Consider the following 26,072-nt stretch of genomic DNA (forward strand, 5'->3'; position numbering starts at 1 on the left):
TCGCATCGATTTCACGAGATCGCCCGCCATTGCCAGTACACTTTCATATCGACGGATTCAACGGACCCGAAGCGGGTGCGCTTTGCAGCGATTTTTGTTTTAGCTCACGGAGAAACGCTCATGGCAAACGACAAAATGCTTGCGCAGATGACTGACAAGCCGGGATTCATCGCTGCTCTCGATCAGAGCGGCGGCTCGACGCCCGGTGCACTGAAGCAATACGGAATTCCGGAAGACGCCTATAGCGGCGACGCGGAAATGTTCAAGCTGATGCACGAGATGCGCGCGCGCATCATCACAGCGCCGTCGTTCACCGGCGACAAGGTGATCGGCGCGATCCTGTTTGAAATGACGATGGACGGCCAGGTGGAGGGCAAGCCCGCGCCGTCGTTCCTGTGGGAAGACCGCGGCGTGGTGCCGTTCCTGAAGGTCGACAAGGGCCTCCTCGAAGAAGCCGACGGCGTTCGTCTGATGAAACCGATCCCCGGCCTCGACGCGCTGCTCGAGCGCGCGGCGAAGCTCGGCATCTTCGGCACGAAAATGCGTTCGCTGATCAACCAGAATTCGGCCGCGGGCATCGCCGCGATCGTCAAACAGCAGTTCGAATTCGGCGCGCAGATCAGCAAGCATGGGCTCGTGCCGATTCTCGAACCGGAAGTGTCGATCAAGACGCCCGACAAGGCCGGCGCCGAAAAGGTGCTGCTCGCCGAACTGCACAAGGGCCTCAATGCGCTGCCGGAAACGAGCCAGGTCATGCTGAAGCTGACGCTGCCGGAAGTGCCGGACTTCTATCAGCCGCTGGTCGATCATCCGCGCGTCGTGCGCGTCGTCGCGCTATCGGGCGGCTATACGCTCGACGATGCGTGCGAGCGTCTCGCGTCGAACGATGGCGTGATCGCCAGCTTCTCGCGCGCGCTGATCAACGACCTGAAGAAATCGATGAGCGACAGCGAGTTCAATTCGACACTGTCCAAGGCGATCGATCAGATCTATCAGGCGTCGGTCGTCAAGAACTGAACGCGTTTTAGTGTGTGATCAAGGCGGGGCTGGCCTATATACCAGCCCCGCTTTTTTGATGCGACGTTTCCTGCAATCCAAGCACGCCGCCCATCAATACGAAATCCACCAGCGACTTCGACTGCATCTTTTTCATCGCCTGATTGCGGTGAAACTTCGTCGTGTTTTCGCTGAGGCTCATTTCTTCGGCAATCTGCCGGTTGCGCAAGCCGTTGACCACGCGCGCCATCACCTGCCGCTCGCGCGGCGTCAGCGATGCATAACGGCGCCGCAACTCCGCAAACGAACGATCGGCTTCGCGGCGCTCTTCGTCGTCGGAGAGCGCGAGCGTCACGGCATCGAGCAGATCCTGGTCGCGAAACGGCTTGGCGAGAAAATCGGCGGCGCCCGCCTTCATCGCCCTGACCGACATCGCAATATCGCCGTGCGCGGTCATGAATACAATCGGAATTCTCATCTGTTGCGCGGCGATCTGTTCCTGCACGACAAGGCCGCTTTGTCCACGCAATCGCACGTCGAGAATCAGGCACGCGGGCATATCGGGCATTTCATAAGCGAAGAATTCATGCGCGCTCGAAAAGGTTTCGACGCGCATGCCGACCGATCTCAGTAATGCGCTTACTGCTTCGCGTATTGAATTGTCGTCGTCGATTACATAGACGATTGCCTGTGCCGCACTCGTCACAGCAGGCGCTGCGGACTCACTTTTGATCATGCTTCTGCTTCATCACTCGAATGAGCGCAATTCAATAATGCATGCGCTCGCATTAATGCACTCATCACGCGTGTTAAACGCGCGATAGAACGACTACTCAAGTGCTTTGGCAGATCTTGTCACGTTTTTAAGCTGAATGCCGCATCCGAATATCAGTCATCACTGTATGGAATGGGACGCGGTTTTTAAGCGCGATTGATGACGCAAATGAGCGCAGACGAGGTACGCAGATCCGATGCGCAGAATCGCGCGAGCAAGCGGGAGCGTGGCCCGCTACGACCCGCTAGGCAAGCGATGAGGAATCCGACGCAGCGGCGTAGTCCTGCGTCACGGACACGGGCGCGCCGCAGGATGAGTGTTCGTCTTGCAAGCCGCCTTGCGCGGCCGCACGCCGGGTGGCCTGCCGCTCAACGACGACATGCCGGCAAAACCACCTGACCCATCCGACCATCGCAAGCAGCATGAGCCCCGTGCCGCCCAGCACCGGTTCGCGAAGCGCGACGATCGCGAGGAACGCGAACGCGCGCGTGCCGGCGAATAACGCGAAACCCGCGATCGCGGCAGACAGCGCATCGACGACACCAAGCGCACGCGCGAATTTTGCGGCGGGTGGCGCGGCAGCGGGCTCATGCATTTGAAGTTCTCCTTGTCAGTAACGAATTGATATCAAGCTGCCGCCGGCGCTTCGTCGAGAAAGCCGGTGACCGTCTGCAAGCGTCCGCTCGCATCGACCTGACCGAAATCGGAGCCTTTGATAATCGAAACACCTTCAGGCGTCGACAATTCCCACGAAAATCTCAGGCGATCCGCGAAACTGTCGACCGCGGTCGTACGGCGAAACGTGTGTTGCGGAAAGCGCTCGTGCACCGCGCGGATCATCGCGTCGATGCCGTCGTGCGCCTGCGCGGACAGCAACGGGTCGGCATACGTGGCATCGCTTGCCCACGTCGCGGCGATCAGTTCCTTGCGGCGTGACGCGTCGGTTTCGTTCCAGGTGTCGAAATAACGATCGACCAAAGCCGTGTGCGCATTCATTGCAAGCTCCTTCAGAAAGATTGATCGGTTGATCCAGAGCGGCGAGACGAAGTTGAATGTTCGCTGCAAGCTCTGACTGAAGGTTCTGCGATGCGCGGCCGGAAGTCGATTACGTGCGAGGTAATGGGTTCGCAACGCGTCTTTCACGAACCGCTCGCACTACGTAAGGACGGCAGATCGAAACAGCCTGTGAAGGACAAAACACCCATGGCCGCCGATGTATTCCTGACTCCGGTTCCGCCATGGCGATTTCGCCTGCGCGTCCCGTTACCTCGGAGGTAATGGATTTCGGGCGCGCATTGGCTATCATCGCCGGCATGGACACGCACACCTTTTCCCCGAGCGAGCGCGCGGTACCGCCGATGAGCCGGACCGTCGGCGACCTGTTGCGCGAATGGCGTCAGCGACGCCGCATGAGCCAGTTGCTGCTCGCGTCCGAAGCGGACGTGTCGACGCGCCATTTGAGCTTTGTTGAGTCTGGGCGGGCCACGCCGAGCCGCGAAATGATCATGCATCTCGCCGAACGGCTCGACGTGCCGCTGCGCGCGCGCAATGCGCTGCTCGTGGCGGCCGGATATGCACCGCTCTTTCGCGAGCGGCCGCTGTCCGATCCGCAGCTGGGCGCCGCACGCGAAGCCGTGGAGCGGGTATTGAAGGGCCACGAGCCCTATCCGGCCATCGCGGTCGACCGGCACTGGACCATCGTCGCCGCAAACCGCGCGCTGGCGCCGCTCATCGCGGCGGCCTCGCCCGCGCTGCTCGCGCCCCCGGTCAACGCGTTGCGCCTCTCGCTGCATCCGGACGGCATCGCGTCCTCGATCGTCAACTGGCACGCGTGGCGCGCGCACCTGCTCGCGCGGCTGCAGCGGCAGGTCGAAGTGAGCGGCGACGCAACGCTCGCGGCCTTGCACGAGGAACTGGCCGGCTACCCGGCGCCATCAGGCGCCCAGGATACGCAGCCCGCAGAGACGGCGCCAGTCGATCAGATCGTGGTGCCGTTGCGACTCGCTACGCCGCACGGTGTGCTGTCGTTCTTCAGCACGACAACGGTGTTCGGCACGCCGGTCGACGTCACGCTGTCGGAACTCGCCATCGAGGCGTTCTTCCCGGCCGACCAGCAGACCGCCGACACGTTGCGCGAGCTGGCCTCGATGCAGGCGACATAGGTAACAAACGCGGCAGCGAGCCATGGACAGCGCGGCCGGTTACGAGCCGCCCTGAGCACCCCAAGAGCCTTAGGCGGCCGCACAGCCCCGCCAGGCAAGGCCGGATTCACAACTTCCGTTAAGCATTCCCACCCTCGCAGCACCCAATCGCTAAAAGCGCCCGTAACCAGTTACAAATGCCCGGACGCGCGCGCCGAGTTTGTTACATCCAATGTGCATAGGCGTTACAAATTCGCCTTTCGCGTCGACAAGGGAATACCCGCAGTTTTTACCGCGAACAGCAATCCCTTGCTTTTCCCTTTCTTAAAAGAATTGGCTGCTGCAGCGTCCGCACAAGTCTCGCGACAAGCTTCGGCAAAATTTCCCAAGCCCTTTCCTAGCAAGGCTTCCAGCCATGTCGACGCGCGAACTCGTTGACCCGTCAAAGACTATTACGGCTTTGTGAAAAACTTACCGGAATTGCGTTGAATTTTTGAGACATTTTTTTGAGAAAAGGATTGCTTTCTGCAAAACGTGTTCATACAATTCGCTCCGTGCTGTTACTAAATGTAACGACCTGTATCAAAGAGTCGCCAGTTGTTTCAGAGCGACCTTGAGCGAACGGAGCAAACGTTTCCGGCGACTCAAAGACCATAACGGCATAGCAATGCCGACAAACAATCGGGGCTTCGGGAACGAAAAAATGGACCGTAGCAGCGAGACGCTGGAATCTATCCGCGAAATCAATCTGTCGTACATCATGCTCGCGCAACGTATGTTGCGCGAGGACAAGCCAGTCGGGATGTTCCGGCTGGGTCTGTCGTCGGAATTGGCTGATTTGCTGGCCGGTCTGTCTCTCGCGCAGATCGTCAAGCTGGCCTCTTCCGACCAGCTTTTATGCTTTTTCCGCTTCAACGATCACACGATGCTGTCGGCGTTGACGCAGACGTCGAAGCACACAGAAGTCGCTTCGACGCATACGGCGATTCTGCTTGCCGGCCAGCCCGCAGAGCAGTTTGCCTGAACGGGAGGCCGCCATGCTCAAGCGAAGCTTGACCGAAGACGCGCAAGAAGTGTTTCGCGCAATCGCGCTGATCGAACTCGGCGCGCGCATGCAGGTGCTGGAAAGCGAACTGACGCTTTCCCGCGACCGCATGATCCGTCTGTACCGTGAAGTCAAAGGCGCATCGCCACCGAAAGGCATGCTGCCGTTCTCGGCCGACTGGTACATGACGTGGCTCGCGAATATCCACGCGTCGCTGTTCTATAACACGTACCTGTTTCTGAAGAACGAGGCGCGCTGCTCGCACCTCGACGCGCTGACGAAGGGTTACCGGCTCTATCTCGAGCACTGCAAGCACGCGAACTCGGAGCCGGTGCTGGATCTGACGCGCGCATGGACACTCGTGCGTTTCTTCGACGCGGACATGCTGCAGCTCACGCGCTGCTGCCGCTGCACGGGCAAGTTCGTGGCGCACAAGCACGATTTGCAGAATAACGTGGTGTGCGGCGCGTGCCAGCCGCCGTCGCGCGCCGGCAAGACGAAGAAAGCCGCTGCCGCGAAGCTCGAAACGCAAGCGCAGGTCGATTCGCAACCGCAGGTTGTGCCACATGCGGTGCCTCATGTGCTGCCTCATGTGCTGCCAAACGCGGTGCCGCAAGTTGCTGAACCGGCCGTGGCCGAATTGCGCGAAGCGGTTGAGGCGATCGATGAAGCGATTGCGCAAGCCGCGATCGACGAGCTCGAACCCGAAACTGCGCTCGCCGCTGCCTGAGCTCTCCGCTTTAGTTCCTCTTTAGTTCTTTCCGCGTCTTTCCCGTTTCCGGCGCGCCATCGGGGCGCGCCGGTTTTCATTTCCCGGCCCGGTTTCAGCGGCTCATTTTCAACTCATCTTCAACTGAGCCACCCCACCGTCTGCACGACGAGCCACACGTTCGCGGCGCTGATCACCGCGAAAAGCGCCCACGCCAGCATGCGCGTCGGCAGCCGGTTCGCGAATTCGCCCATCAGCGCGCGGTCGTCGGTCATGCGGATCAGCGGGTACAGCGCAAACGGCAATTGCAGGCTCAGCACGACCTGGCTCGCGACGAGCAATTCGCCGACCGCGCCGTTACCCAACAGCTGAATGCCGATCAGTGCGGGGATCAGCGCCAGCGCGCGCGTGATCAACCGGCGTTGCCAGCATGGGATATTGAGGTCGAGAAAGCCTTCCATGATGACCTGTCCCGCCACCGTGCCCGTGAACGTCGAGCTTTGGCCGGACGCGAATAGCGTGACCGCGAACAGAATCGCCGCGAGACTCGTGCCGACAATCGGTGCGAGCAGCTTGTAGGCGTCCTCGATTTCGGTCACCTGATTGTGGCCGGTCGAATGAAACGCGGCGGCGGCGAGAATCAGGATTGCCGCGTTGATCAGCAGTGCGAGCAGCAACGAGACGATCGTATCGATGCGCGACATCGCGATCGCCGAGCCGATGCCCTTCGAGTTACGCTTCACCGCACGCGTCTGCACGACCGACGAATGCAGATACAGGTTGTGCGGCATCACGGTCGCACCGAGGATGCCGATCGCCAGATAGAGCGGCTCGCGGCTGTTGATCGCCTGCCACGACGGCACCATGCCATGCGCCACCGCCGACCAGTCCGGCTTCACGAGCGCGAGCTCGATCACATAGCCGACGCCTATCGTCGCGATCAGCCCCAGCATGATCGCCTCGAGATCGCGGAAATTCTTGCCCTGCAAACCGAGCACGATCAGCGTATCGAGCGCGGTGAGCAATACGCCGGTGGTTAATGAAATCTTGAACAGCAGATGGAACGCAAGCGCGCCGCCGAGCACCTCGGCGAGGTCGCACGCGATGATCGAGATTTCAGCGAGCAGCCACTGGACGCGCACGACGCCCGGCGAATAGCGGGCGCGCGACAGCTGCGCGAGGTCTTTGCCGGTCGCGATGCCAAGCCGCATGCTCAGGCACTGCAGCACCATCGCCGCGAGGCTCGACAGCACGACGACGAACAGCAGGCTATAGCCGTAGCGCGAGCCGGCCTCGATATCGGTCGCCCAGTTGCCCGGGTCCATATAGCCGATCGATATGAGCAGGCCGGGGCCCGCGAACTGCAGAATGCGCTTCCAGAACGGTGCGTTCGGATTGACTGCGACGGAGCCTTGAACTTCGGCCGGGCAAAACGGCGCGGTTGCCGTAGTCGGTAGTTTGAACTGCAAGCCGGTGACCCTCGAGTTGGTTGAAGCCGAGCCGCACCACGAGGCCGTGTGCCGTGCCGCCGACTCCCTCAAGTGTACAAAGAAACGTCCGGCAGCGTCCCTTCCAGCGCGTAGCGCCCGATATCGCGGACCCGGTAGTCGAGCGGGTCGTGCAGCGTATGCACGCGCGCATTGCGCCAGAAGCGGTCGAGCGCGAGCGGCGCGCCGGTCGCGCGGGCGCCGCATGCGTCGAACAGCGCTTCGCTGACGTCGAGCGCCGCGCGATGCGCGAAGACCTTCGCTTCGGAGGTTGCGAGCGCAACGTGTGCACGCTGCTGGGCGTCGAGCGCGAAGCCTTTGTTCCACGCGTCGTCGAGTGCGCGGGCTGCGCGGTCGGCCATCGCTTCGGCGCCGATCGTCTTCAGGCGCATTTCGCCGAAGCGTTGCAATTGATACGGATCGTCGGCGGCGCGCGCGACACCCGAGGTGATCCAGGGCCGCGTGTACTGCGTGAAATAGCGGCGCGCTTCATCGAGCGCGCCCTGCGCGATGCCGACGAACAGATTGGTCAGCACGAGTTGTGAAACGAGCGTGCGCAACGTGACACGCGGCACGTCCGAACGATGCATCACTTCGTGCGGCTCAAGCCTGACATTGTCGAACGATACCGTGCCACTGTCGGTCTGACGCTGTCCGATCGGGTCCCAGTCGTCATGGACCGTGATGCCCTCGCGCGTGGTCGGCACGACGCCGTAGACCGATTTGCCGGCCGCCGCGTCGTGGCCGGACACGGTCATCATCTGCGAGCCGCGCGTGCCGGAGCAGAAGCCCTTCGCGCCGTGCAGGCGATAGCCGCCGTCGGTCGTTGCGGTTGCAACGAGTCGCGTATCGAGCGGATTGACCGCATTGCCCCACCACCACTGTTCCCTGACCGTACCGTTCAGATAACGCGCGCGTTGCTCGGCGTTGCCCCAGACGTCGACGCTGACGATCTGCAGGCACTGAAACCCCAGCAGATGCGCAAGCGCGCTGTCGACGGTCGCGATCGCGCGAATCGTCTGATACACGTCGTACCAATGCGCGCCATCTAGACCGCCAGAAGCGCCGCCAAAAGCGCCGCCGAATTCGTGCGGCACCGCGAGCGTCAGCAAACCGGCATCGGCGATCCACTGCTTTTCGCGCGCGGCGTGGCCGCCGGCGCGGTCGCGTTCGGCTGCCGTTTCACGCAATGCGGTAATGAGCGAGGTCAGGTCTTGCACCGGCGCGTAAGCGTGAGGTTGCGTTTCGCGTTCGGCCGGCTGGCGCGCGTCGTTCATGCGTTCTCCGTCGACGTCCGTGCCCGGAACGGCACGAGTGCGAACAGTTTAGCGGGATCGCGCGTTTCCGGACCTGGTTTTCGGACCCAGCAACGGCGAAGCGGCCGCTTTACAACCGCGGCCGCTTCGTTCGCACCGGCACTACACCGGCACGACTACTGCTTCGCGACCTGCTCCGCGTCCGCGCCGCCGTTGGCGTTCATCCCAACCGCCGGCGTCGCGTCGTTCGCCTTCATATCGCCCCACCCGCCGCCGAGCGCGCGAATCAGGTTGACCGTCGCGACCGCCTGGACGCCGGTCAGCTGGCTCGCCTGCAACTGCGTCTGCAGCACCTGGCGCTCGGCGTCGATCACGTCGAGGTACGCGATCTGCCCTTCCTGATACTGCGTCGCCGACAGATGCGCCGAACGTTGCGACGCATTGACCGCATCGTTCTCCTGCTGGATCTGATCGTCGAGCAGACGCAGATCGGACAGGTTGTCTTCGACTTCGCGGAACGCCTGCAGCACCTGCTGACGATACTGCGCGACATCTTCGTCGTACTTCCCGCGCGCCTGATCGACCCCGGCGCGGCGACGGCCGCCGTCGAAGAGCGGCATGGTCAGCGCCGTGCCCGCGAACGGCCCGAGCAGGAACGCGCGGCTCGACCAGTGAAACAGGTCGGCCAGCGTGCCCGCCTCGAAACCGCCCGCCGCCGTGATGTTGAGCTGCGGGAAATACGCGGACTTCGCCAGGCCGACGCGCGCATTCGCCGCGGCCATCGCGCGTTCGGCCGCCGCGACGTCGGGGCGGCGCTCGAGCAACGCGGACGGCAAGCCCGCCGGCACGCGCGCGGTGACCGGCACGAGCGGCGATTCGGGGAACGAAAAGTCCGCCGGCGCCTTGCCGAGCAGAATCGCGAGGCTATGCTCGGACGCCGCACGCTGACGCGCCACGCCGACCGCATCCGCACGCGCGGTCGAAAGCTCGTTCTTCGCGCGCGACAGGTCGAGTTCGCTGACTTCGCCTTCGCTAAAGCGTCGCTGTACGAGCTTTAACGAATCCTCGCGCAACTTCACGGTCTGGCGAAACAGGTTCACCTGCGTATCGAACTCGCGCAGCTGGAAGTAGTTCTGCGCGACGTCGGCCTGCAACGCGAGCTGCACCGAACGGAACAGCGCTTCGCTCTCTTGCGCATCGGCTTGCGTCGCATGGACGTTCGAGCTGATACGGCCGAACAGATCGACTTCGTACGAAGCGGTCGCCTGGGCGCGCCACAGCGTCTGCGTCGGCACGTTTGCATTCGGCGGCAGGAACTGCGACGCCGGCGACAGCCGCTGACGCGTCGGCCCGAAGCCCGCATCGATGGTCGGGAACCAGTCGGAGCGCGCGTTCTGCACCAGCGCGCGCGACTGCTGCACACGCGCCGCCGCCGCCTTCAGGTCCTGATTCGCCGCGGCGGCCTGCTGCTCGAGGTCGTTGAGCACCGGGTCGCCGAAGATCGCCCACCATTCGCCGCGGTGCGCGGCGTCGGCCGGCTCCGCGGTTTTCCACGTGCCCATATCCTTCGCGTCGCCTGCCGGCGCTTCCTTGAAGGCGGCCGGCGTCGGCGCATCGGGCCGCTTGTAGGTCGGCTCGACCGAGCACGCTGCCAGCAGAACCAGCAATAGCGCGCTCGCTGCCGCGCGGCCGAGGCCGCGCATCGTTTGGTCTTTTTTCATGTTTCCGTCCTCAGTGCGCGCTTTATGCATCGGTTGTTTGCGCAACCATATGCGGCGCATCTTTCTGTGCAACGTGAATCTTGCCGCCTGCCAGCAGGCGCAGCACGACATAGAACACCGGCGTCAGCATCAGGCCGAACAGCGTCACGCCGAGCATGCCGAAGAACACCGCGATACCCATCGCGTGGCGCATCTCCGAACCGGCACCCGACGACAGCACGAGCGGCACCACACCCATGATGAACGCGATCGACGTCATCAGAATCGGGCGCAGACGCAGCCGGCTTGCTTCGATGGCCGCGGCGACCGGAGAACGTCCGTCGTGTTCGAGCTCGCGCGCGAATTCCACGATCAGAATCGCGTTCTTCGATGCGAGACCCACCAGCACCATCAGGCCAATCTGCGTGAAGATGTTGTTGTCGCCGTCCGTGAGCCACACGCCCGCCAGCGCGGACAGCACGCTCATCGGCACGATCAGGATCACCGCGAGCGGCAGCGTCAGGCTCTCGTACAGCGCGGCCAGCACGAGGAACACGAGCAGCACGCTGATCGGAAACACCCAGAGGCCCGCGTTGCCCGCGAGAATCTGCTGATACGTGAGGTCGGTCCATTCGAGCTTCACGCCGCGCGGCAGCGTGGCGGCCGCGACGCGTTCGGCCGCCGCCTGCGCCTCACCCGACGAATAGCCCGGCGCCGGACCGCCGTTGATGTCCGCTGCCGTGTAACCGTTGTAGCGAACCACCATCTCCGGACCGAAAGTCGGTGTCACCTTCACGAGCGACGACAGCGGCACCATGTCGCCATTCACATTGCGCGTCTTCAACTGACCGATGTCTTCGGCCGTCGCGCGGAACGGCGCGTCAGCCTGCACACGCACCTGATACACGCGGCCAAAGCGGTTAAAGTCGTTCACATACAGCGAGCCCAGGTAGATCTGCATCGTGTTGAACACGTCCGTCACCGCAACGCCCAACTGCTTCGCCTTCACGCGGTCCAGATCGACGTTCAGCTGCGGGACGTTGATCTGATAGCTCGAGAACGTCGGGCCCAGCTCCGGCGTTTGCGAGGCTTTCTTCACAAAGGCCTCGGCCGCGTCGTTGAGCGCCGCATAGCCGACCGAACCGTGATCCTCGAGCTGCATCTTGAAGCCGCCGAGCGTGCCGAGACCAAGCACCGGCGGCGGCGGGAACACCGCGACGAACGAGCCTTTGATACTGGCGTATTTGCCGTTCAGCGCACCGGCAATCGCACCGGCCGACAACGCCTTGCCTTTGCGTTCGTCGAAGGGCTTGAGCGTGACGAACACGATGCCCGCGCTCGAGCTATTCGTGAAGCCGTTCACCGAGAGACCCGGGAACGCAACGGCGCTTTCGACGCCCGGCTGCTTCAGCGCAATCGCGCTCATATCGCGAATCACGCCTTCGGTGCGGTCAAGCGATGCACCGTTCGGCAATTGCGCGAACGCGATCAGATACTCCTTGTCCTGTGCGGGCACGAAGCCGCCCGGCACCGCGCGATAGACCACGGCGGTGAGGGCAAGCAGCACCGCATACACGATGAGCATGGCGCCCTTGTGCCGCAGCACGCCGGTCACACCCCTGCCGTACGCTTCCGAGCCGCGATGAAATACCTTGTTGAAGCGCTTGAAGAAGCCACCGAGCACGCGGTTCATCGCGCGCGTGAGCCAGTCTTCCTTATCGCCATGACCGCGCAGCAGCATCGCCGCAAGCGCCGGCGACAGCGTCAGCGAGTTGAACGCCGAGATCACCGTCGAAATGGCGATGGTCATCGCGAACTGCTTGTAGAACTGGCCGGTCAGGCCCGTCATGAACGCGAGCGGCACGAACACGGCGACCAGCGTCAGCGCGATCGCGATAATCGGCCCGCTCACTTCCTGCATCGCCTTATAGGTGGCCTCGCGCGCACTGAGCCCGCGTTCGATGTTCCGTTCGACGTTTTCCACCACCACGATCGCATCGTCGACGACGATACCGATCGCAAGCACCATCCCGAACAGCGACAGCGCATTGATCGAGAAGCCGAACGCGAGCAGCAGCGAGAACGTACCGACGATCGACACCGGCACGGCGATCAACGGAATGATCGACGCGCGCCACGTCTGCAGGAACACGATCACCACGACCACGACGAGCGCGATCGCTTCGAGCAGCGTGTGAATCACCGCTTCGATACTCGAGCGCACGAACTGCGTCGGGTCGTAGACGATCTTGTACTGCACGCCCGCCGGCATATCGGCGGCGAGTTCCTTCATCGTCTTGCGCACTTCGTCGGAAATCTGCAGCGAGTTCGCGCCCGGCGACTGGTTGATGGCAAGCGCCACGGCCGGTTTGTTATCGAGCAGCGAACGCAGACCGTATTCAGACGCGGCAAGCTCGATGCGCCCGATATCGTGCAGGTACGTCACGGCGCCATCAGGCGCCGTCTTCACGACGATGTCGCCGAATTCGCTCTCGGTCTTCAGTCGACCGCGCGCGTTCACGAGCAACTGCAATTGTGTGCCCGGCACCGAAGGCGACGCGCCGATCACGCCGGCCGCGACCTGGATGTTCTGTTCGCGAATCGCGTTGACCACTTCGGTTGCCGTCAGATTGCGCTCCGACACCTTGCTCGGATCGAGCCATACGCGCATCGCGTAGTCGCCCGCGCCCCACAACTGCACTTCGCCGACGCCGCGAATCCGCTGCAGCCGGTCGCGCACGTTGAGCAACGCGTAGTTGCGCAGATACGTCATGTCGTAGCGGTCGTTCGGCGAGATCAGGTGCACGACCATCGTCAGCGTCGGCGAGCTCTTGATCGTCGTGACGCCGAGACGCTGCACGTCTTCCGGCAAACGCGGCAAGGCCTGGTTCACACGGTTCTGCACGAGCTGCGTCGCGAGGTCGGGGTTCGTGCCGAGCGCGAAAGTAACCGTCAGCGTGAGATTGCCGTCGCTATTGGCCTGCGACTGCATGTACAGCATGTTCTCGACTCCGTTGATCTGCTCTTCGAGCGGCGAAGCCACGGCTTCGGCGATCACCTTCGGGTTCGCGCCCGGATACTGCGCCTTCACGACCACCGACGGCGGCACGACTTCCGGATACTCCGAAATCGGCAGCTTGAACAACGCGATGATGCCGCCCAGCAGAATGAGGACCGATAGCACGCCCGCGAAAATGGGGCGGTCGATAAAAAACTTGGATATGTTCATATGAGGCTCTGTACGTTAAGGCGCTGCCGCATCTAAGCGATGTGCAACGCGAGCATCACGAATTCTTCTTTGCGTTCGTGCGGGCGGGCTGACCTTCTGCAACCGATGCATCGCTCTTCGGCTCGCCGTCGCCGCCCGTCATCGGCACCACGTGCGCCTTGATCTGTTCGCCGGGCCGCACGCGCTGCGTGCCGTTCACGACGATGCGTTCGCCGTTCAGCAGGCCGCCAGTCACCACGCGCAAGTTGCCTTGCAGGTGGCCGATCTGCACTTCGCGATAGGCAACCTTGTCGCTCTTGTCGACGACGAGCACGAACTTCTTGTCCTGGTCGGTGCCGATTGCGGCATCGTCGATCAGCAGCGCCGCGTGCGGCGCGCTGCCGCTCACCTTCACGCGTGCATAGAGGCCCGGAACCAGCGTGCCGTCGGCGTTATCGAAGCGCGCGCGCACGCGGATCGTGCCCGACGACGTATCGAGCCGGTTATCGACCGAGTCGATCACGCCCGAGCGCGAGTAGCCGCTTTCGTTTGCAAGACCGAGTTCGACGGGCACCTTGCCGCTGTTCTTCACCTGGCTGATGTACTGCAGGTACGTCTGTTCGTCCGCATCGAACGATGCGTAGATCGGCGAGACCGACACCAGCGTCGTGAGCGCCGGCGCACCCGCACCCGCGCTGACCACGTTGCCGAGCGTGATTTCGGCGCGCGACACGCGGCCTGATACCGGCGCCGTAACCTTCGTATAGCCGAGGTTGATCTGCGCGGCTTCGAGCGCGGCTTGCGCGGCCTTCACGTTGGCGTCGGCCGAGCGCGAGGCGTTCTGCTTCTCGTCGTAGTCGCGCTTCGCGATCGCGTTGTCGCCGATCAAACGTTGCGCGCGCTCCCAATCCGTTTGCGCATATTGGCGCTGCGCCTGCGCGGCGGCCAGTTGCGCGGCCGTGCGATCGACTTCGGCCTGATACGGACGCGGATCGATGACAAACAGCGTATCGCCCTTCTTGACGAGCGCGCCGTCCTTAAAATTCACCGCGACGATCGTGCCCGGCACCTGCGGACGGATGTCGACCTTGTCGATCGCCTCGAGACGCCCTGAATACGATTGCCAGTCGGTGATCGTTTTCTGCACCACGGCGGCGACATCGACTTCGGTCAACGGCGCGGCCTGCGCCGGCGATTCGGAACGCGCATCGACGCGAATCGCACCGAGCGTGCCGATCCCGGCAATGACGATAACGGCGACAGCGGCGATGGTCAGCCTGGTGCGCGAGAGAGGAAGCAATGACATGACAGACTCCGTTTAAATGGCTTGAAGTTGGTTTGTTTGTTTATCGGAGGGGCGCGCAAAAACGCGCGCGCGACCGGCACACTGCGGCGGTGCACCGGCTTGTTTCACACAGCGTTCACACGCGGGTTACACCTTGTTCACGCGCTGCCGCGCTTATCGCGTGCGGCAAAACGACAGCGGAAAAAACTCACCGCTTCCTGCAGCGCGGCCGGATAATCGGCCAGCGCCGCGTGCGACAGATTCGGAAAGCGGATGACCTGCGTCAGCACGCCCGCGGCAATCAGATTGCCGGCGTACTTTTCCGCTTCGACATGCAAAACGTCGTTACCTGCGGTGGCGATCAGCGTGTCGGGCAGATTCGCGAGTCGCAACGCTTCGAGCGGCGCCGCGTACGGATGCATACGCTGGGCCGCTTTCGGCAGATACGCGCGATAGCACGCCGCGCATTCGCTGGCCGTGATGTCCGAACCCAGCCGCTGCTCGTCGCCAAGCCGCGTGAGGCTCGGGTCGAGCATCGGCCCGAACAGCGCTTGCGCTTCGATACGCACATCGCCGCGGTCACGCGCCATAAACGCGAGACAGTTGGCGAGCTGGCCGCCGGCGTCGTACCCCGCGACGCCGATCCGTTTCGTGTCTGCACCAAAAGCGCGCGCTCGCGTCGTGACCCACAGCACCGCGCGATGCGCGTCTTCCGGCGCGGCCGGAAACGGGAATTGCGGCGCAAGCGAGTAGCCGACCGACACGACCAGCGCCGGCAATTTCTCGGCGAAATAGCGCGACGCGAAATCGGCATCGTCGATCGATCCGCGCACGAAGCCGCCGCCATGGAAATACAGCAGGATCGGCAAGCTGGCCTTGCCCGTCTGGCGGTAAAGCCGCAGCGTGATGTCCTGTGCGTACCCCTCGATGCTCACGTCGCTGACATCGAGCGACGTGCGACCGCCTGCCGGGCCGCTACCCGGAGGAACCAGCGAGTGACGCGAGTTAAATGCATCCATATCGAACGGCGACAATGCGCGAAATTAAGCGAACGGGGCGAATTGTGCGTTCTGCAAACTTCCAAATAAATGCCTATAATCCGGCAACACAATTCGGTGCGCCTGAACAATAAGTCTGCGTTGTTCAACGTTAGGCCTCGAGAGATGCACCTGCCCCGTATTGCTCAATAGGTGGCATTCAGCCTCGCGGCCTTATCTGCTCCCGCCGCGCGCACCGCTTGCACTCAATCTTCCGGAGGTTGCAATGGACCGGCTCCAGGCCATGCAAGTGTTCACCCGGGTCGTCGATACGAACAGCTTCACGCGCGCAGCGGAAACGCTCGATCTGCCGCGCGCCTCGGTGACGACCATCATCCAGAACCTCGAAGCGTTTCTGGGTACGCGTCTGTTGCATCGGACCACGCGCCGCCTGTCGCTCACGCCCGACGGCGCTGCGTACTACGAACGCTGCGTGCGCATCCTGGCCGATGTCGAGGAAACCGAAGCGAGTTTCCAGAGCGGCAATAAGAAGCCGCACGGCAAGCTGCGCATCGATATGCCGGGCTCGCTCGGCAGGCTGCTCGTCATACCGAAGCTCTGTGAATTCCACAAGCTCTATCCTGATATCGACTTGCAGCTCGGCTTGACTGACCGGCCGGTCGACCTTTTGCAGGAAGGTGTCGATTGCGTCGTGCGCGTCGGCGCGTTGCAGGATTCTTCTTTGGTCGCGCGCCGCATCGGTCTGTTCGAAGGCGTGTCGTGCGCGGCGCCGTCGTATCTCGAACGCGCCGGTACGCCGCGCACGCTCGAGGATCTCGAGCAGCACAACGCCGTCAATTATTTCTCGAGCCGCACGGGCCGCACCTTCGATTGGGAATTTCTCGTCGGCGGCAAGGAAGTCCCTGTGAAGATGAAGGGCATTGTGTCGGTCAATGATGCGGACGCCTACGTGACGTGCGGCCTTGAAGGCTTCGGGCTGATTCAGCCGCCGCTTTTCATGGTGCTGCCGCATCTGCGCTCGGGTCAGCTCGTCGAAGTGCTGCCCGATTTCAAGCCGCTGCCGATGCCGATCTCAGTGGTCTATCCGCACAGCAAGCATCTGTCGTCGAAGGTGCGCGTATTCGTCGACTGGGTGGCCGAGCTGTTCGACAGCTGTCCGCTGCTGAGCGGCCGCGGCAGTCTCGACAAGCCGTGTACCGCACGAACGATCGAACAGCGCGAAGAGGCGCCGGTGCTTGATACGCCCGTTGTTTCCGAATGGGTTGCATGAGGTTCAGGCAAAACCCACGCAATCCGTGTGTGATTCTCATCTGATAAAAGCGCGGCACGGCCGCGCTTTTTTTCGCGTTTTGATTGTTCCGCATTCGCGACAATTCATTTCGCAAATGGCGGATTTATCGCCCGCGCTTCACCGCCTACATTTCATCCTGTCGCGGCGCTATACGTCAGCGCCGCAAACGAATGACAGGAGTGAATCATGAAGCGCAGTCTTTTCGCAGTTCTCGCTCTCACGGTATTGGCCAGCACGTCCGCATTCGCACAAGGCGGCGGTGGAATCGGTCGCGCCGGTACGTATCAGCAGCAATGGTGGTCGGACGGCAGCAGCGTGACGCGTGCACAGGTCAAGGCGGGAATCGCCGCATCGCATGGCTATACGGTGCAAAACGCCGATGCGGGCAATACCGCTCGCGTGGCCGATCAGAACGGCAATGCAGCGAATCGCGCGAGCGAATAGTAAATCAGTTAATCCCTTGCGCCGTGTAGGGTGAAGCGCTTTGATCGCGCAGAGTCACACGGCAGCAAAGCAAGGCTACTGGTAAGTGAATTGTTGATATAGGAGAGCCGAACATGAGCCCGTCCGAACTCGATGATTGGTCGACGAACGTTCCTGTGTGGACGCCGTATCGTTCCAGATAAAGCAATACTGTATTCCGGCGCCTGCTTCGTTACAGGCTGACCGGTACGAAGATTAAAAGGGCGTGCCTTCGGATTACTTCGTGGGCACGCCTTTTTGCCATTCGCTCCACTGCGTGACGATCGATTGCACCAGCGGACTGCCCGCGCGATAGAGGTTGGCAAGCGCGATATCGCCGCCGCCCTGCTCATTCGTATTCAGCAGATTATCGACGCTCGATACGCCCTTCGGCGGCCGGTCGAAATCCGCGCCAGTGCGCAACACGGCGACGCGCTGCAAATCGACGCGCTCCGCGCTCGCCGCGCGCTTCAGCGCTTCATACGTGGCGTTATCTTCCTGCTGAGTCGTGCAGTAATTGCCCTTGCCGTCCGTGACGATTCTCGTCCATTCGCGCGCGCGTTCGCCCATCGCATTGCCGGACCACCAGGTATCGCCGGACAGCGTGTCGCACTGAACGACCCTCGGCGGCTGGTTCGCCGGCGCGTAGTCGTATTTCGCGCGCGTGGCCTGCGCTTGCGAGGCATCCGCGAGTTCGACATCACGCGAGAGCGCAAGCGCGGCATCGGTCAAGCGATGGTTCAGTTCGAATACTTCGGTTCGATATTCGAGCGGCGGCTTGTCGCTCTGGTTCTTCGCGAAGATGCCGAGATAACCGGTAGTCCAGTTCGGCGGCGCTTCGCGGCTGTCAACCTCCCATTGAATATCGAAGTCGACCAGGTAATTCGCCCATGTCGCGGTGCCGAGCGTGCCGCGCGCCGGGTCGATACCGGCCACACCGGCGATCAGAAAATACGTGTGGCGCAAGTCGAAGCGCGGCGAAAACGTCAGCGCCATCATCGACGCGGCCGCGTTCGCGTGGCCCATGCCCGTTGTCATCACGCAGACGCTCATTTCGTTGCAGCGAACCACCGGATAATCGGGCGACAGGCCCGGCACGCGGATCTCCTGCCACGGGCCCAGTTTATCGAGCCAGACCTTTCCTTCGGGGCCGAACATCGAGACGATCATGACCTTCGGCGCGAGAACCCGGGCGGTATGCGCGGCGGCGCTTTTATGGGTCGTCGAATGCGGCTCAGTTTGCGCTTGAGTCTGGTTTTGAGCTTGCGTTTGAGCTTGTGTTTGCGCACCCGCGACAGCCGGCAGTAAAGAAACAAATACCGCCGCGGTGGCGATTGCGAATGCGTTTAATGCGGTTAAAGTGCGGCGGCGTTGAATATCAGTCAAACGGCGGCGGGTTTTCATCGAGCGTAGTTCCTTTTATTCTTTGCTACCGGAGGTTTTAAGCGCAAACAAGTATAGTGGCGCGTTTCAACCCACGCTCGTTAAACTTGCCCTGCCTGTCGCCGCCTGCGAAGCATCGCACCGGCCGCATTATGTGCGCGGCACATCCGGCTCGAAGAACACCCAGCGCACCTGCGGAAACTTCTCCTGCAACTCCGCTTCGATGATATTGATTGCGTCCACCATCGCGCGTCCGCTGTTGTAATCGATCATTTCAGCCTGCACGGCCACCACGACATGCCGTCCCCATTGCAGCGTGATCAGATTGATGATGCTGCGAATCTCGGTGCGCGCACGCAGATGCGCATCGATCGCGCGACGAACCTCAGGGCTCGCCGATTCGCCGATAATCATCGACTTCACTTCGCGCGCCACGAGCCACGCGATCACCATCAGCAGCACACCGACGCCGATTGAACCGAGCGCGTCGAATATCGGGTTGCCGGTCAGCATCGTCAGCAGCACCGCGACGAAGGCAATCGCGAGGCCTGCAAGCGCCGCGATGTCTTCGCCCGCGACCACCAGCAGTTCGGACTCGCGCGTCTCGCGAAACCAGCGCCACAGCGATTTATCCGGATTGTTCTTGCGGATCTCGCGCATCGCGCCCATCAGCGACAGCGCTTCGAGCACGACCGACACGCCCAGCACCGCTAGCGCGATATACGCATACGAGAGCGGCTCGTGCACGAGCACGCGGTGCACGCCTTCATAAACCGAAAACGCGCCGCCGACGAAGAACAGCAGCAGCGCGACGATCAGCGAATAGAAATAGATCGCGCGGCCCGCGCCGAGCGGATGCAGCGGGCTCGCGGGCCGGCGTGCCTGACGCAGGCCGAACAGCAGCAGCACCTGGTTGCCGCAGTCGGCGCTCGAGTGGATGGCTTCGGCGAACATCGCGCCTGAGCCCGTAAAGGCCGCCGCCGCGAACTTGCAAACGGCGATGCCGATATTTGCGGCAAGCGCGTAAAAGATGGCTTTCGGCGATTCTTCCGTCATCGTCGGTATAAGAAGATATTAGACGTGAGTGTCAAACGAACGCTTCGAGCGACTGTTCAAACCACGCTTCAAGCGACCTCAGGCAACCTTGGGCAACCTCAAACGACTTCGATTCGCGCCGGGCCGCCCGTCATTTCGCCGATCACCGTGGCACGCGCGAAGCCATCGTCGCGGAAAATCGCGAGCACTTCATCGACCGTATCGGGCGTGCAGGCGACGAGCAGGCCGCCCGACGTTTGCGGATCGGTCAGCAGTGCACGCGCGGTATCCGGCAAGCCGTCGGCCAACTGCACCTGCTCGCCGTACGACGCCCAGTTGCGGCCGGATGCGCCCGTGAAGACGCCGGCCGCGGCAAACGCGTCGACGCCGTCGAGCCATGGCAGGTCCGCGTAACGCACGCGGGCGCCGAGCCCCGCGCCGCGCGCCATTTCGAGCGCATGGCCGAGCAGGCCGAAGCCCGTCACGTCGGTCAGCGCATGCACACCCGGCAGCGCGGCAAGCGCGGTGCCGGGCCGGTTCAGCTTCGTGGTCGACTCGATCATCTGCGCGTAGCCCGCATCGCTGAGCTGGTTCTTCTTGAGCGCCGCCGACAGCACGCCGACGCCGAGCGGCTTGCCGAGCACGAGCACGTCGCCGGCCTGCGCGGCCGCATTGCGTTTGACGCGCTGCGGATGCACGACGCCGAGCGCGGCGAGGCCATAGATCGGCTCGACCGAATCGATCGAATGGCCGCCCGCGACCGGAATGCCCGCTTGCGTGCAGACGTCTTCGCCGCCGCGCAACACCGCGGCGATCACGTCATGCGGCAGCACGTTGATCGGCATGCCGACCAGCGCAAGCGCGAGTATGGGCTTGCCGCCCATCGCGTAGACGTCGGACAGCGCGTTGGTTGCGGCGATGCGGCCGAAATCGTACGGATCGTCGACGATCGGCATAAAGAAATCGGTGGTCGCGATAATCGCCTGCTCGTCGTTGAGGCGATAGACGGCGGCATCGTCGGCGGTTTCGGTGCCGACCAGCAGATCGGGGAACGTCGGCAGCGGCATGCTGCGCTTGAGCAGATTCGACAGGACAGCCGGCGCGATCTTGCAGCCGCAGCCGCCGCCATGCGACAGGCTCGTCAGACGGGGGACAGTGGGGTTCGGCGTAGCGGTTTCGGTCATGGCAAACGGAATGCGATGGTGAAGACAGCCGATATTATCGGCTGTCTGGCGGAATCCGCGTTACAACAACGCTCAAGTGGTGCCTGATGGCATGCAATGCCGCTCCAGCGCCGCCATTTCACGCACCACGACGAGCAGCATCGACAAGCTTGCGCCGCCGGCCGCACGCAGATCGTTGAGCAATTGCGCATAGCGCGCGAGCGCGGTTTCGCGCCGTGCGCGCCACGCTTCGACAAGCGTGCCGGGCTCGGTCATGTCGGATGCATCCGGCGCTTGCGCCAGCGCACTCGTCGCAAGCTGGCGTTTCAGGCGCGCCAGTTCGGCGAGCGCCGCGGCGCGGGCCATCACGTCCCAATGCGTGGGCGTCGGCAGTGCGGCGGCGCGCTCGCTGATCCAGTGATAGTTCAGCTGCGTGCCGAGCGCGAAATAGACGCCCGCGACCTGTTCGAGGCTGCGGCCGCTCGTCGCCGCGACTTCGGCGATATCGAGCAGCGCGGCCGGAATTTCGCCGCTTGCCACGCGCACGGCAAGATCGCTATCCACACCGGCATCGACCAGCACACGCTGCCGCTCGGACAACGCCTCGATATCGGCTGCCGGCAGCAGCGCCGGCAATTGCGGCGCGAGCCGCTGCGCCGCGTCGCGGCAGCGCCCGATCAGCGCCGCTGCGCCGCCATCGTGAAGCTCGCCCGTTTGCAGATGACGCAGGAACCACAGCGCCGCACTTTCGAGCAACCGCGTGATTTCGACGAACATGCGCGCCTGCACATCGTCGGGCACGCGATTGTCGAGCGCGTCGATCCTGCGCCATACGTCGTCGAGATCGAAGACGCTACGCGCCATCAGACACGCGCGCACGATATCGCCCGGTTGCGCGTCGGTTTCCTCCATCATCCGGTGCACGAATGCGCAGCCGACGCGGTTAACCAGACCGTTCGTCAGAAACGTCGCGAGAATCTCGCGGCGCAGCGGATGTCGATGCATCGGCTCGTCGAAGCGCTCGCGCAGCGGCTGCGGGAAGTACCCGGCGAGCATGCCGGCCACGAGCGCATCTTCGGGCACGTCCGATTCGAGCAGCGCGTCGTACAACCACATCTTGCTGTACGCGAGCAGCACCGCGCGTTCCGGCGACGTCAGGCCCTGCTTCTCCGCATGCCGTTCGTTGATCTGCTCGTCGGTCGGAAGGAACTCGATCACGCGGTTCAAGCGGCCGATGCGTTCGAGATAGCGCATCAGACGCGTCTCCATATCGAGCAGATCGGCTGCGTAGCGGCCCGCGATCGATAGCGCCTGCGTCTGATAGTAGTTGTCCTGCAGCACGAGCAGGCCGACTTCCTCGGTCATTTCCGCCAGCAGGGCGTTGCGCTGCTTGTCGGTCATCTCGCCGTCCGCGACCACCAGTCCTAACAGGATCTTGATGTTCACTTCGTGATCCGAACAGTCGACACCCGCGGAATTGTCGATCGCATCGGTATTGATGCGCCCACCGCGTTGCGCGAATTCGATGCGGCCGTATTGCGTCAGGCCGAGATTGCCGCCTTCGGCGACGACCTTGCAGCGCAGTTCGCTGCCGTTCACGCGCACCGCGTCGTTCGTCCGGTCGCCGACCTGCGCATGCGTTTCATGGCTCGCTTTCACATAGGTGCCGATGCCGCCGTTGTACAGCAGATCGACCGGCGCCTGCAGAATCGCGCGCATCAGTTCGTTCGGCGTCAGCGCCGTCGCGCTAATGCCGAGCACAGCTTGCACCGCGGCCGAGATCGGCACCGTTTTCGCGGTGCGCGGGAAAATGCCGCCGCCCGCCGAGATCAGCGAAGGATCGTAATCGGCCCAGCTCGAACGCTCGAGGCCGAACAGTCGCTGCCGTTCGGCAAAACTCGTCGCCGTATCGGGGTTCGGATCGAGAAACACATGACGGTGATCGAACGCCGCCACGAGTTTGATATGCGGCGACAGCAGCATGCCGTTGCCGAACACATCGCCCGACATATCGCCGACACCGACCACGGTGAAGTCGGCCGCCTGCGTATCGACGCCCATTTCGCGGAAGTGCCGCTTGACCGACTCCCACGCGCCGCGCGCGGTAATCGCCATTTTCTTGTGGTCGTAGCCGACCGAGCCGCCCGATGCGAAGGCATCGTCGAGCCAGAAGCCGTATTGCTGCGAGATCGCGTTCGCGTAGTCGGAGAACGTCGCCGTGCCTTTGTCCGCCGCGACGACGAGATACGGATCGTCCGGATCGTGGCGCACGACGTCGGACGGCGGCACGATCTCTGTGCCCGAGCGGTTGTCGGTCAGATCGAGCAGTCCGCGCAAAAACGTCTGGTAGCACGCGACGCCTTCGCGCAGCCACGCTTCGCGATCCGTTTGCGGCGGCGGATTCTTCACGACAAAGCCGCCTTTCGAGCCGACCGGCACGATCACGACGTTCTTCACCATCTGCGCTTTCATGAGCCCGAGCACTTCGGTGCGGAAATCCTCGCGGCGATCGGACCAGCGCAAGCCGCCGCGCGCGACGCGTCCGCCGCGCAGATGGACGCCTTCCACACGCGGCGAATAGACCCAGATTTCGAACATCGGCTTCGGTTCGGGCAGGCCCGGCACTTTCGCGGGATCGAACTTGAACGACAGATACGGCATCGGCTTGCCCTGCGCGTCGCGATGAAAATAGTTCGTGCGCACCGACGCGTTGATCACGCCGAGAAACTGGCGCAGGATGCGGTCTTCGTCGAGATTGGGCACCTGATCGAGCGCGCCTTCGATCACTTGCAGCAGCCTCTCGACGCGCGCTTCGCGCCCCGTGCCCGGCGACGGATCGAAGCGCGCGATAAATAGCTCGACGAGCACGCGCGCGATGGCCGGATTCCCGGTTACCGCGCCCACGATATACGCATCGCTGAAGGTCGACCCGACCTGCCGCAAATACTTCGCGTACGCGCGCAGGATCGTCACCTCGCGCGCGGCCAGATGCGCGCTCAGCACGAGTTTGTTCAGACTGTCGTTTTCGATGGTGCCGCACCAGACCTGTTCGAACGCGTCTTCGAACAGGTCTTTCACGCGCTCGATATCGAATTCGGTTTCGTCGGCCAGTTCCAGGCCGAAGTCGTGAATCCATGCGGGCTGCGCATGCGGCGCTTCGATCAGATACGGGCGCTCTTCGTCGACGCGCACGCCGAGATGCTCGAGCATCGGCAGGCTGCGCGACAGCGCGATCGGGTCGCCGACGCGGTACACCTTGAAGCGGAACGCGCGCGGCGCCGATTCGATCGGCCTGTACAGGTTCATCGCGAGGTGGCCGGTTGCCTGCACGCGCTCGATCAGCTCGATATCGCGTACTGCCGTGCGTGCCGCGTAGTCGTCGCGATAGCCGGCCGGAAACGAATCGGCATAGTGCTGCAGCAGACGGTTGCCCTGCTCTTCGCCGAACGCGTCGAGCAGCGCGTCGGCGAGATCGTCCTGCCAGCGGCGCGAAACCTGCACGAGCCGCGTTTCGAGCTCGCGTGTATCGACCTCATGCATTGCGCCCGGCTCCGCGCGCACGACGAAGTGAATCCGCGCCAGCGTCGACTCCGATAACAACGGCGTGAACTCGACCGCTTTACCGTTGAACACTTCGAGCAGCAGCTTGGCGATGCGCCGGCGCAGGTCGGTCGTGTACTTTTCGCGCGGCACGAACACGAGGCACGATACGAAGCGGTCGAAGCGGTCGCGCCGCACGAAAATACGCGTGCGCTGATGTTCCTGCAAGCGCAGGATGCCCATCGAGATGTCGTACAGATCTTTTTCGTCGGCCTGAATCAGTTCGTCGCGCGGATAGGTTTCGAGCACCGTGACCAGCGATTTGCCGAGGTGGCCTTTCGGCAGAAAACCCGCGCGCCGCACGATATTGGCTATTTTGCGGCGGACGATCGGAATGTCGGCAGCCGAACCGATATAGGCGGTCGATGTGTAAAGCCCGATGAAACGCCGCTCGCCGGTAATCTTTCCATCGCGCCCGACGAGCTTCACGCCGACATAGTCGAGATAACCGGGCCGGTGCACGGTCGCGCGCGAATTGGCCTTCGTCAGGAAGATCGGCAATGCGCCGCTGATAATTTCCGCGGCCGCGGGCGGCAACGGCGTCACATCGGGCGTGGGTTCGTCGCGCAAGGCATCGCGCAGGATGCCGAGGCCCGTGCCCGGCACCGCGCGCAGACCGAAGCCGCCGCCGTGCGAGACGAGCTCGTAATCGCGCTGGCCGAGAAACGTGAAGTGATCGGCGACCATCCATTCGAGAAACGCGCGTGCTTCGACGCCGTCCGCGCTCGTTTCACGCGCGGCCAGGTCCTTGATCGTGCCGCGCGCGATATCGGCGATCTTCTGCCAGTCCTCGACGGCGGCGCGCACGTCGCCGAGCACGCGCGCAATCGAGGCGCGCAACGCTTCGAGCTTCGCCGCGTCGCCGCAACGGTCCACTTCGAAATGGATAAACGAGGCGAGCTGCGATTGTCCGTCGTCCGGGGCCGAGCCGCCGACGGCAACGCGCTCGATATTGCCGTCCTTGCCGCGCCAGATGCGGAACACGGGGTGCACCACCGAATGCAGCGAAAGCCCGAGGCCGTTCACCGCCATCGATACGGAGTCGACCAGAAACGGCATGTCGTCGTTGACGATCTCGAGGACCGTATGGTCCGAATGCCAGCCGTGCTGTTCAAGAATCGGGTTGTACACACGCAGCCGTTCGCTGCCCGGCACAAAACGCTGCGCGGTTTGCCAGTGCGCCATCGCGGCGCCGTACAGGTCAGGAATATTGCGGCTTTGCAGTTCGTCGGCGTCGACGAAATCGTAGTAATGCCGCAGGAAAGGTTCGACTATTGCGAAGGCCGGTTCGGGCAACCGGCTCCGCGCGAACTCGACGACATCGTTGAGCAGATGCGCGACGGCTTCTTCGTTTTTCGCTTGCATGACGTCCTCCACGGCGGGTGGCGATCCACTGCATCGGCGATACATCGGCATTATGCACCCTGCCCGCGACCCCTCTGTGTGCATGCGCACATGGAAATGCGGATTAGCTGTTCATGGTTTTTCCCATCAATCCCTGCATTCGAATTGCCATTGCTTTATTTAACGTACTTTCG

At 62.8% G+C, this 26,072-nt stretch carries 19 protein-coding genes; 6 read left to right on the top strand and 13 right to left on the bottom strand.

Going from position 1 to position 26,072, the window contains the following annotated elements:
* Positions 1 to 120: 120 nt before the first annotated feature.
* Complete coding sequence (locus tag KZJ38_RS35110; protein WP_219801603.1) at positions 121 to 1,017, top strand: fructose bisphosphate aldolase; 897 nt, start codon at positions 121 to 123, stop codon at positions 1,015 to 1,017.
* A gap of 34 nt (positions 1,018 to 1,051) precedes the next feature.
* Here the strand turns inward: KZJ38_RS35110 and KZJ38_RS35115 are convergent, their stop codons facing one another.
* The 3 genes from KZJ38_RS35115 to KZJ38_RS35125 all read right to left on the bottom strand — a co-directional run bounded on the left by KZJ38_RS35115 (position 1,052) and on the right by KZJ38_RS35125 (position 2,767).
* A complete protein-coding gene (locus KZJ38_RS35115; protein WP_219801604.1) occupies positions 1,052 to 1,732 on the bottom strand; it encodes a response regulator transcription factor in 681 nt (226 codons plus the stop codon).
* A 283-nt stretch (positions 1,733 to 2,015) separates the two neighbouring features.
* The gene (locus KZJ38_RS36825; protein WP_246641928.1) at positions 2,016 to 2,366 is read right to left on the bottom strand and encodes a hypothetical protein; all 351 of its coding nucleotides are present in this window, start codon (positions 2,364 to 2,366) and stop codon (positions 2,016 to 2,018) included.
* Between the two features lie 32 nt (positions 2,367 to 2,398).
* A complete protein-coding gene (locus KZJ38_RS35125; RefSeq protein ID WP_219801605.1) occupies positions 2,399 to 2,767 on the bottom strand; it encodes a nuclear transport factor 2 family protein in 369 nt (122 codons plus the stop codon).
* 317 nt (positions 2,768 to 3,084) lie between these two features.
* On the opposite strand from KZJ38_RS35125, the gene KZJ38_RS35130 reads away from it, so the two are divergent.
* The 3 genes from KZJ38_RS35130 to flhC all read left to right on the top strand — a co-directional run bounded on the left by KZJ38_RS35130 (position 3,085) and on the right by flhC (position 5,687).
* Positions 3,085 to 3,933: an MmyB family transcriptional regulator gene (locus tag KZJ38_RS35130; protein ID WP_485020626.1), complete on the top strand. Its 849-nt coding sequence runs from the start codon at positions 3,085 to 3,087 to the stop codon at positions 3,931 to 3,933.
* Positions 3,934 to 4,615: 682 nt separating this feature from the next.
* Positions 4,616 to 4,936 carry a flagellar transcriptional regulator FlhD gene (flhD, locus tag KZJ38_RS35135; protein WP_219801606.1) on the top strand — a complete coding sequence of 107 codons (321 nt, stop codon included), beginning with the start codon at positions 4,616 to 4,618 and terminating at the stop codon, positions 4,934 to 4,936.
* A 13-nt stretch (positions 4,937 to 4,949) separates the two neighbouring features.
* The gene (gene flhC, locus KZJ38_RS35140; RefSeq protein WP_246641929.1) at positions 4,950 to 5,687 is read left to right on the top strand and encodes a flagellar transcriptional regulator FlhC; all 738 of its coding nucleotides are present in this window, start codon (positions 4,950 to 4,952) and stop codon (positions 5,685 to 5,687) included.
* A gap of 119 nt (positions 5,688 to 5,806) precedes the next feature.
* On the opposite strand, the gene KZJ38_RS35145 is transcribed toward flhC, so the two are convergent.
* The 6 genes from KZJ38_RS35145 to KZJ38_RS35170 form a co-directional block, all read right to left on the bottom strand.
* Positions 5,807 to 7,135, bottom strand: a complete 1,329-nt coding sequence (locus tag KZJ38_RS35145; RefSeq protein WP_219801607.1) for an Nramp family divalent metal transporter — start codon at positions 7,133 to 7,135, stop codon at positions 5,807 to 5,809.
* A gap of 68 nt (positions 7,136 to 7,203) precedes the next feature.
* A complete protein-coding gene (locus tag KZJ38_RS35150; protein ID WP_219801608.1) occupies positions 7,204 to 8,430 on the bottom strand; it encodes an acyl-CoA dehydrogenase family protein in 1,227 nt (408 codons plus the stop codon).
* A gap of 155 nt (positions 8,431 to 8,585) precedes the next feature.
* A complete protein-coding gene (locus KZJ38_RS35155) occupies positions 8,586 to 10,130 on the bottom strand; it encodes an efflux transporter outer membrane subunit (RefSeq protein ID WP_219801609.1) in 1,545 nt (514 codons plus the stop codon).
* Positions 10,131 to 10,152: 22 nt separating this feature from the next.
* A complete protein-coding gene (locus KZJ38_RS35160; RefSeq protein ID WP_219801610.1) occupies positions 10,153 to 13,338 on the bottom strand; it encodes an efflux RND transporter permease subunit in 3,186 nt (1,061 codons plus the stop codon).
* Positions 13,339 to 13,393: 55 nt separating this feature from the next.
* Positions 13,394 to 14,623 (bottom strand): efflux RND transporter periplasmic adaptor subunit, encoded by a 1,230-nt coding sequence (locus tag KZJ38_RS35165; RefSeq protein ID WP_219801611.1) that lies wholly within the window; start codon positions 14,621 to 14,623, stop codon positions 13,394 to 13,396.
* Between the two features lie 137 nt (positions 14,624 to 14,760).
* Positions 14,761 to 15,621: an alpha/beta hydrolase gene (locus KZJ38_RS35170; protein ID WP_219801612.1), complete on the bottom strand. Its 861-nt coding sequence runs from the start codon at positions 15,619 to 15,621 to the stop codon at positions 14,761 to 14,763.
* Positions 15,622 to 15,865: 244 nt separating this feature from the next.
* On the opposite strand from KZJ38_RS35170, the gene KZJ38_RS35175 reads away from it, so the two are divergent.
* Together KZJ38_RS35175 and KZJ38_RS35180 are read left to right on the top strand one after the other, a co-directional pair.
* Positions 15,866 to 16,870: a LysR family transcriptional regulator gene (locus KZJ38_RS35175; RefSeq protein WP_219801613.1), complete on the top strand. Its 1,005-nt coding sequence runs from the start codon at positions 15,866 to 15,868 to the stop codon at positions 16,868 to 16,870.
* Between the two features lie 207 nt (positions 16,871 to 17,077).
* Complete coding sequence (locus KZJ38_RS35180; protein WP_219801614.1) at positions 17,078 to 17,335, top strand: hypothetical protein; 258 nt, start codon at positions 17,078 to 17,080, stop codon at positions 17,333 to 17,335.
* Positions 17,336 to 17,590: 255 nt separating this feature from the next.
* Here KZJ38_RS35180 and KZJ38_RS35185 read toward each other — a convergent pair whose 3' ends face one another.
* The 4 genes from KZJ38_RS35185 to KZJ38_RS35200 form a co-directional block, all read right to left on the bottom strand.
* Positions 17,591 to 18,757 (bottom strand): purine-nucleoside phosphorylase, encoded by a 1,167-nt coding sequence (locus KZJ38_RS35185; RefSeq protein ID WP_425518399.1) that lies wholly within the window; start codon positions 18,755 to 18,757, stop codon positions 17,591 to 17,593.
* Between the two features lie 129 nt (positions 18,758 to 18,886).
* Positions 18,887 to 19,792, bottom strand: coding sequence for a cation diffusion facilitator family transporter (locus tag KZJ38_RS35190; protein ID WP_219801616.1), 906 nt, complete (start codon positions 19,790 to 19,792; stop codon positions 18,887 to 18,889).
* Between the two features lie 98 nt (positions 19,793 to 19,890).
* Positions 19,891 to 20,955, bottom strand: a complete 1,065-nt coding sequence (gene selD / locus KZJ38_RS35195) for a selenide, water dikinase SelD (RefSeq protein WP_219801617.1) — start codon at positions 20,953 to 20,955, stop codon at positions 19,891 to 19,893.
* A 72-nt stretch (positions 20,956 to 21,027) separates the two neighbouring features.
* The gene (locus KZJ38_RS35200; RefSeq protein WP_219801618.1) at positions 21,028 to 25,899 is read right to left on the bottom strand and encodes an NAD-glutamate dehydrogenase; all 4,872 of its coding nucleotides are present in this window, start codon (positions 25,897 to 25,899) and stop codon (positions 21,028 to 21,030) included.
* Positions 25,900 to 26,072 lie beyond the last annotated feature (173 nt).

Source organism: Paraburkholderia edwinii, from assembly GCF_019428685.1.
Classification (GTDB): Bacteria; Pseudomonadota; Gammaproteobacteria; order Burkholderiales; family Burkholderiaceae; genus Paraburkholderia; species Paraburkholderia edwinii.

What these genes read in the sequence shown, in the direction of transcription:
- KZJ38_RS35110 (WP_219801603.1), top strand. Translation starts at nt 121, where the DNA reads ATGGCAAACGACAAAATGCTTGCGCAGATGACTGACAAGCCGGGATTC.
- KZJ38_RS35115 (WP_219801604.1), bottom strand. Translation starts at nt 1,732, where the DNA reads ATGATCAAAAGTGAGTCCGCAGCGCCTGCTGTGACGAGTGCGGCACAG.
- KZJ38_RS36825 (WP_246641928.1), bottom strand. Translation starts at nt 2,366, where the DNA reads ATGCATGAGCCCGCTGCCGCGCCACCCGCCGCAAAATTCGCGCGTGCG.
- KZJ38_RS35125 (WP_219801605.1), bottom strand. Translation starts at nt 2,767, where the DNA reads ATGAATGCGCACACGGCTTTGGTCGATCGTTATTTCGACACCTGGAAC.
- KZJ38_RS35130 (WP_485020626.1), top strand. Translation starts at nt 3,085, where the DNA reads ATGGACACGCACACCTTTTCCCCGAGCGAGCGCGCGGTACCGCCGATG.
- flhD (WP_219801606.1), top strand. Translation starts at nt 4,616, where the DNA reads ATGGACCGTAGCAGCGAGACGCTGGAATCTATCCGCGAAATCAATCTG.
- flhC (WP_246641929.1), top strand. Translation starts at nt 4,950, where the DNA reads ATGCTCAAGCGAAGCTTGACCGAAGACGCGCAAGAAGTGTTTCGCGCA.
- KZJ38_RS35150 (WP_219801608.1), bottom strand. Translation starts at nt 8,430, where the DNA reads ATGAACGACGCGCGCCAGCCGGCCGAACGCGAAACGCAACCTCACGCT.
- KZJ38_RS35155 (WP_219801609.1), bottom strand. Translation starts at nt 10,130, where the DNA reads ATGAAAAAAGACCAAACGATGCGCGGCCTCGGCCGCGCGGCAGCGAGC.
- KZJ38_RS35160 (WP_219801610.1), bottom strand. Translation starts at nt 13,338, where the DNA reads ATGAACATATCCAAGTTTTTTATCGACCGCCCCATTTTCGCGGGCGTG.
- KZJ38_RS35165 (WP_219801611.1), bottom strand. Translation starts at nt 14,623, where the DNA reads ATGTCATTGCTTCCTCTCTCGCGCACCAGGCTGACCATCGCCGCTGTC.
- KZJ38_RS35170 (WP_219801612.1), bottom strand. Translation starts at nt 15,621, where the DNA reads ATGGATGCATTTAACTCGCGTCACTCGCTGGTTCCTCCGGGTAGCGGC.
- KZJ38_RS35175 (WP_219801613.1), top strand. Translation starts at nt 15,866, where the DNA reads ATGGACCGGCTCCAGGCCATGCAAGTGTTCACCCGGGTCGTCGATACG.
- KZJ38_RS35180 (WP_219801614.1), top strand. Translation starts at nt 17,078, where the DNA reads ATGAAGCGCAGTCTTTTCGCAGTTCTCGCTCTCACGGTATTGGCCAGC.
- KZJ38_RS35185 (WP_425518399.1), bottom strand. Translation starts at nt 18,757, where the DNA reads ATGAAAACCCGCCGCCGTTTGACTGATATTCAACGCCGCCGCACTTTA.
- KZJ38_RS35190 (WP_219801616.1), bottom strand. Translation starts at nt 19,792, where the DNA reads ATGACGGAAGAATCGCCGAAAGCCATCTTTTACGCGCTTGCCGCAAAT.
- selD (WP_219801617.1), bottom strand. Translation starts at nt 20,955, where the DNA reads ATGACCGAAACCGCTACGCCGAACCCCACTGTCCCCCGTCTGACGAGC.
- KZJ38_RS35200 (WP_219801618.1), bottom strand. Translation starts at nt 25,899, where the DNA reads ATGCAAGCGAAAAACGAAGAAGCCGTCGCGCATCTGCTCAACGATGTC.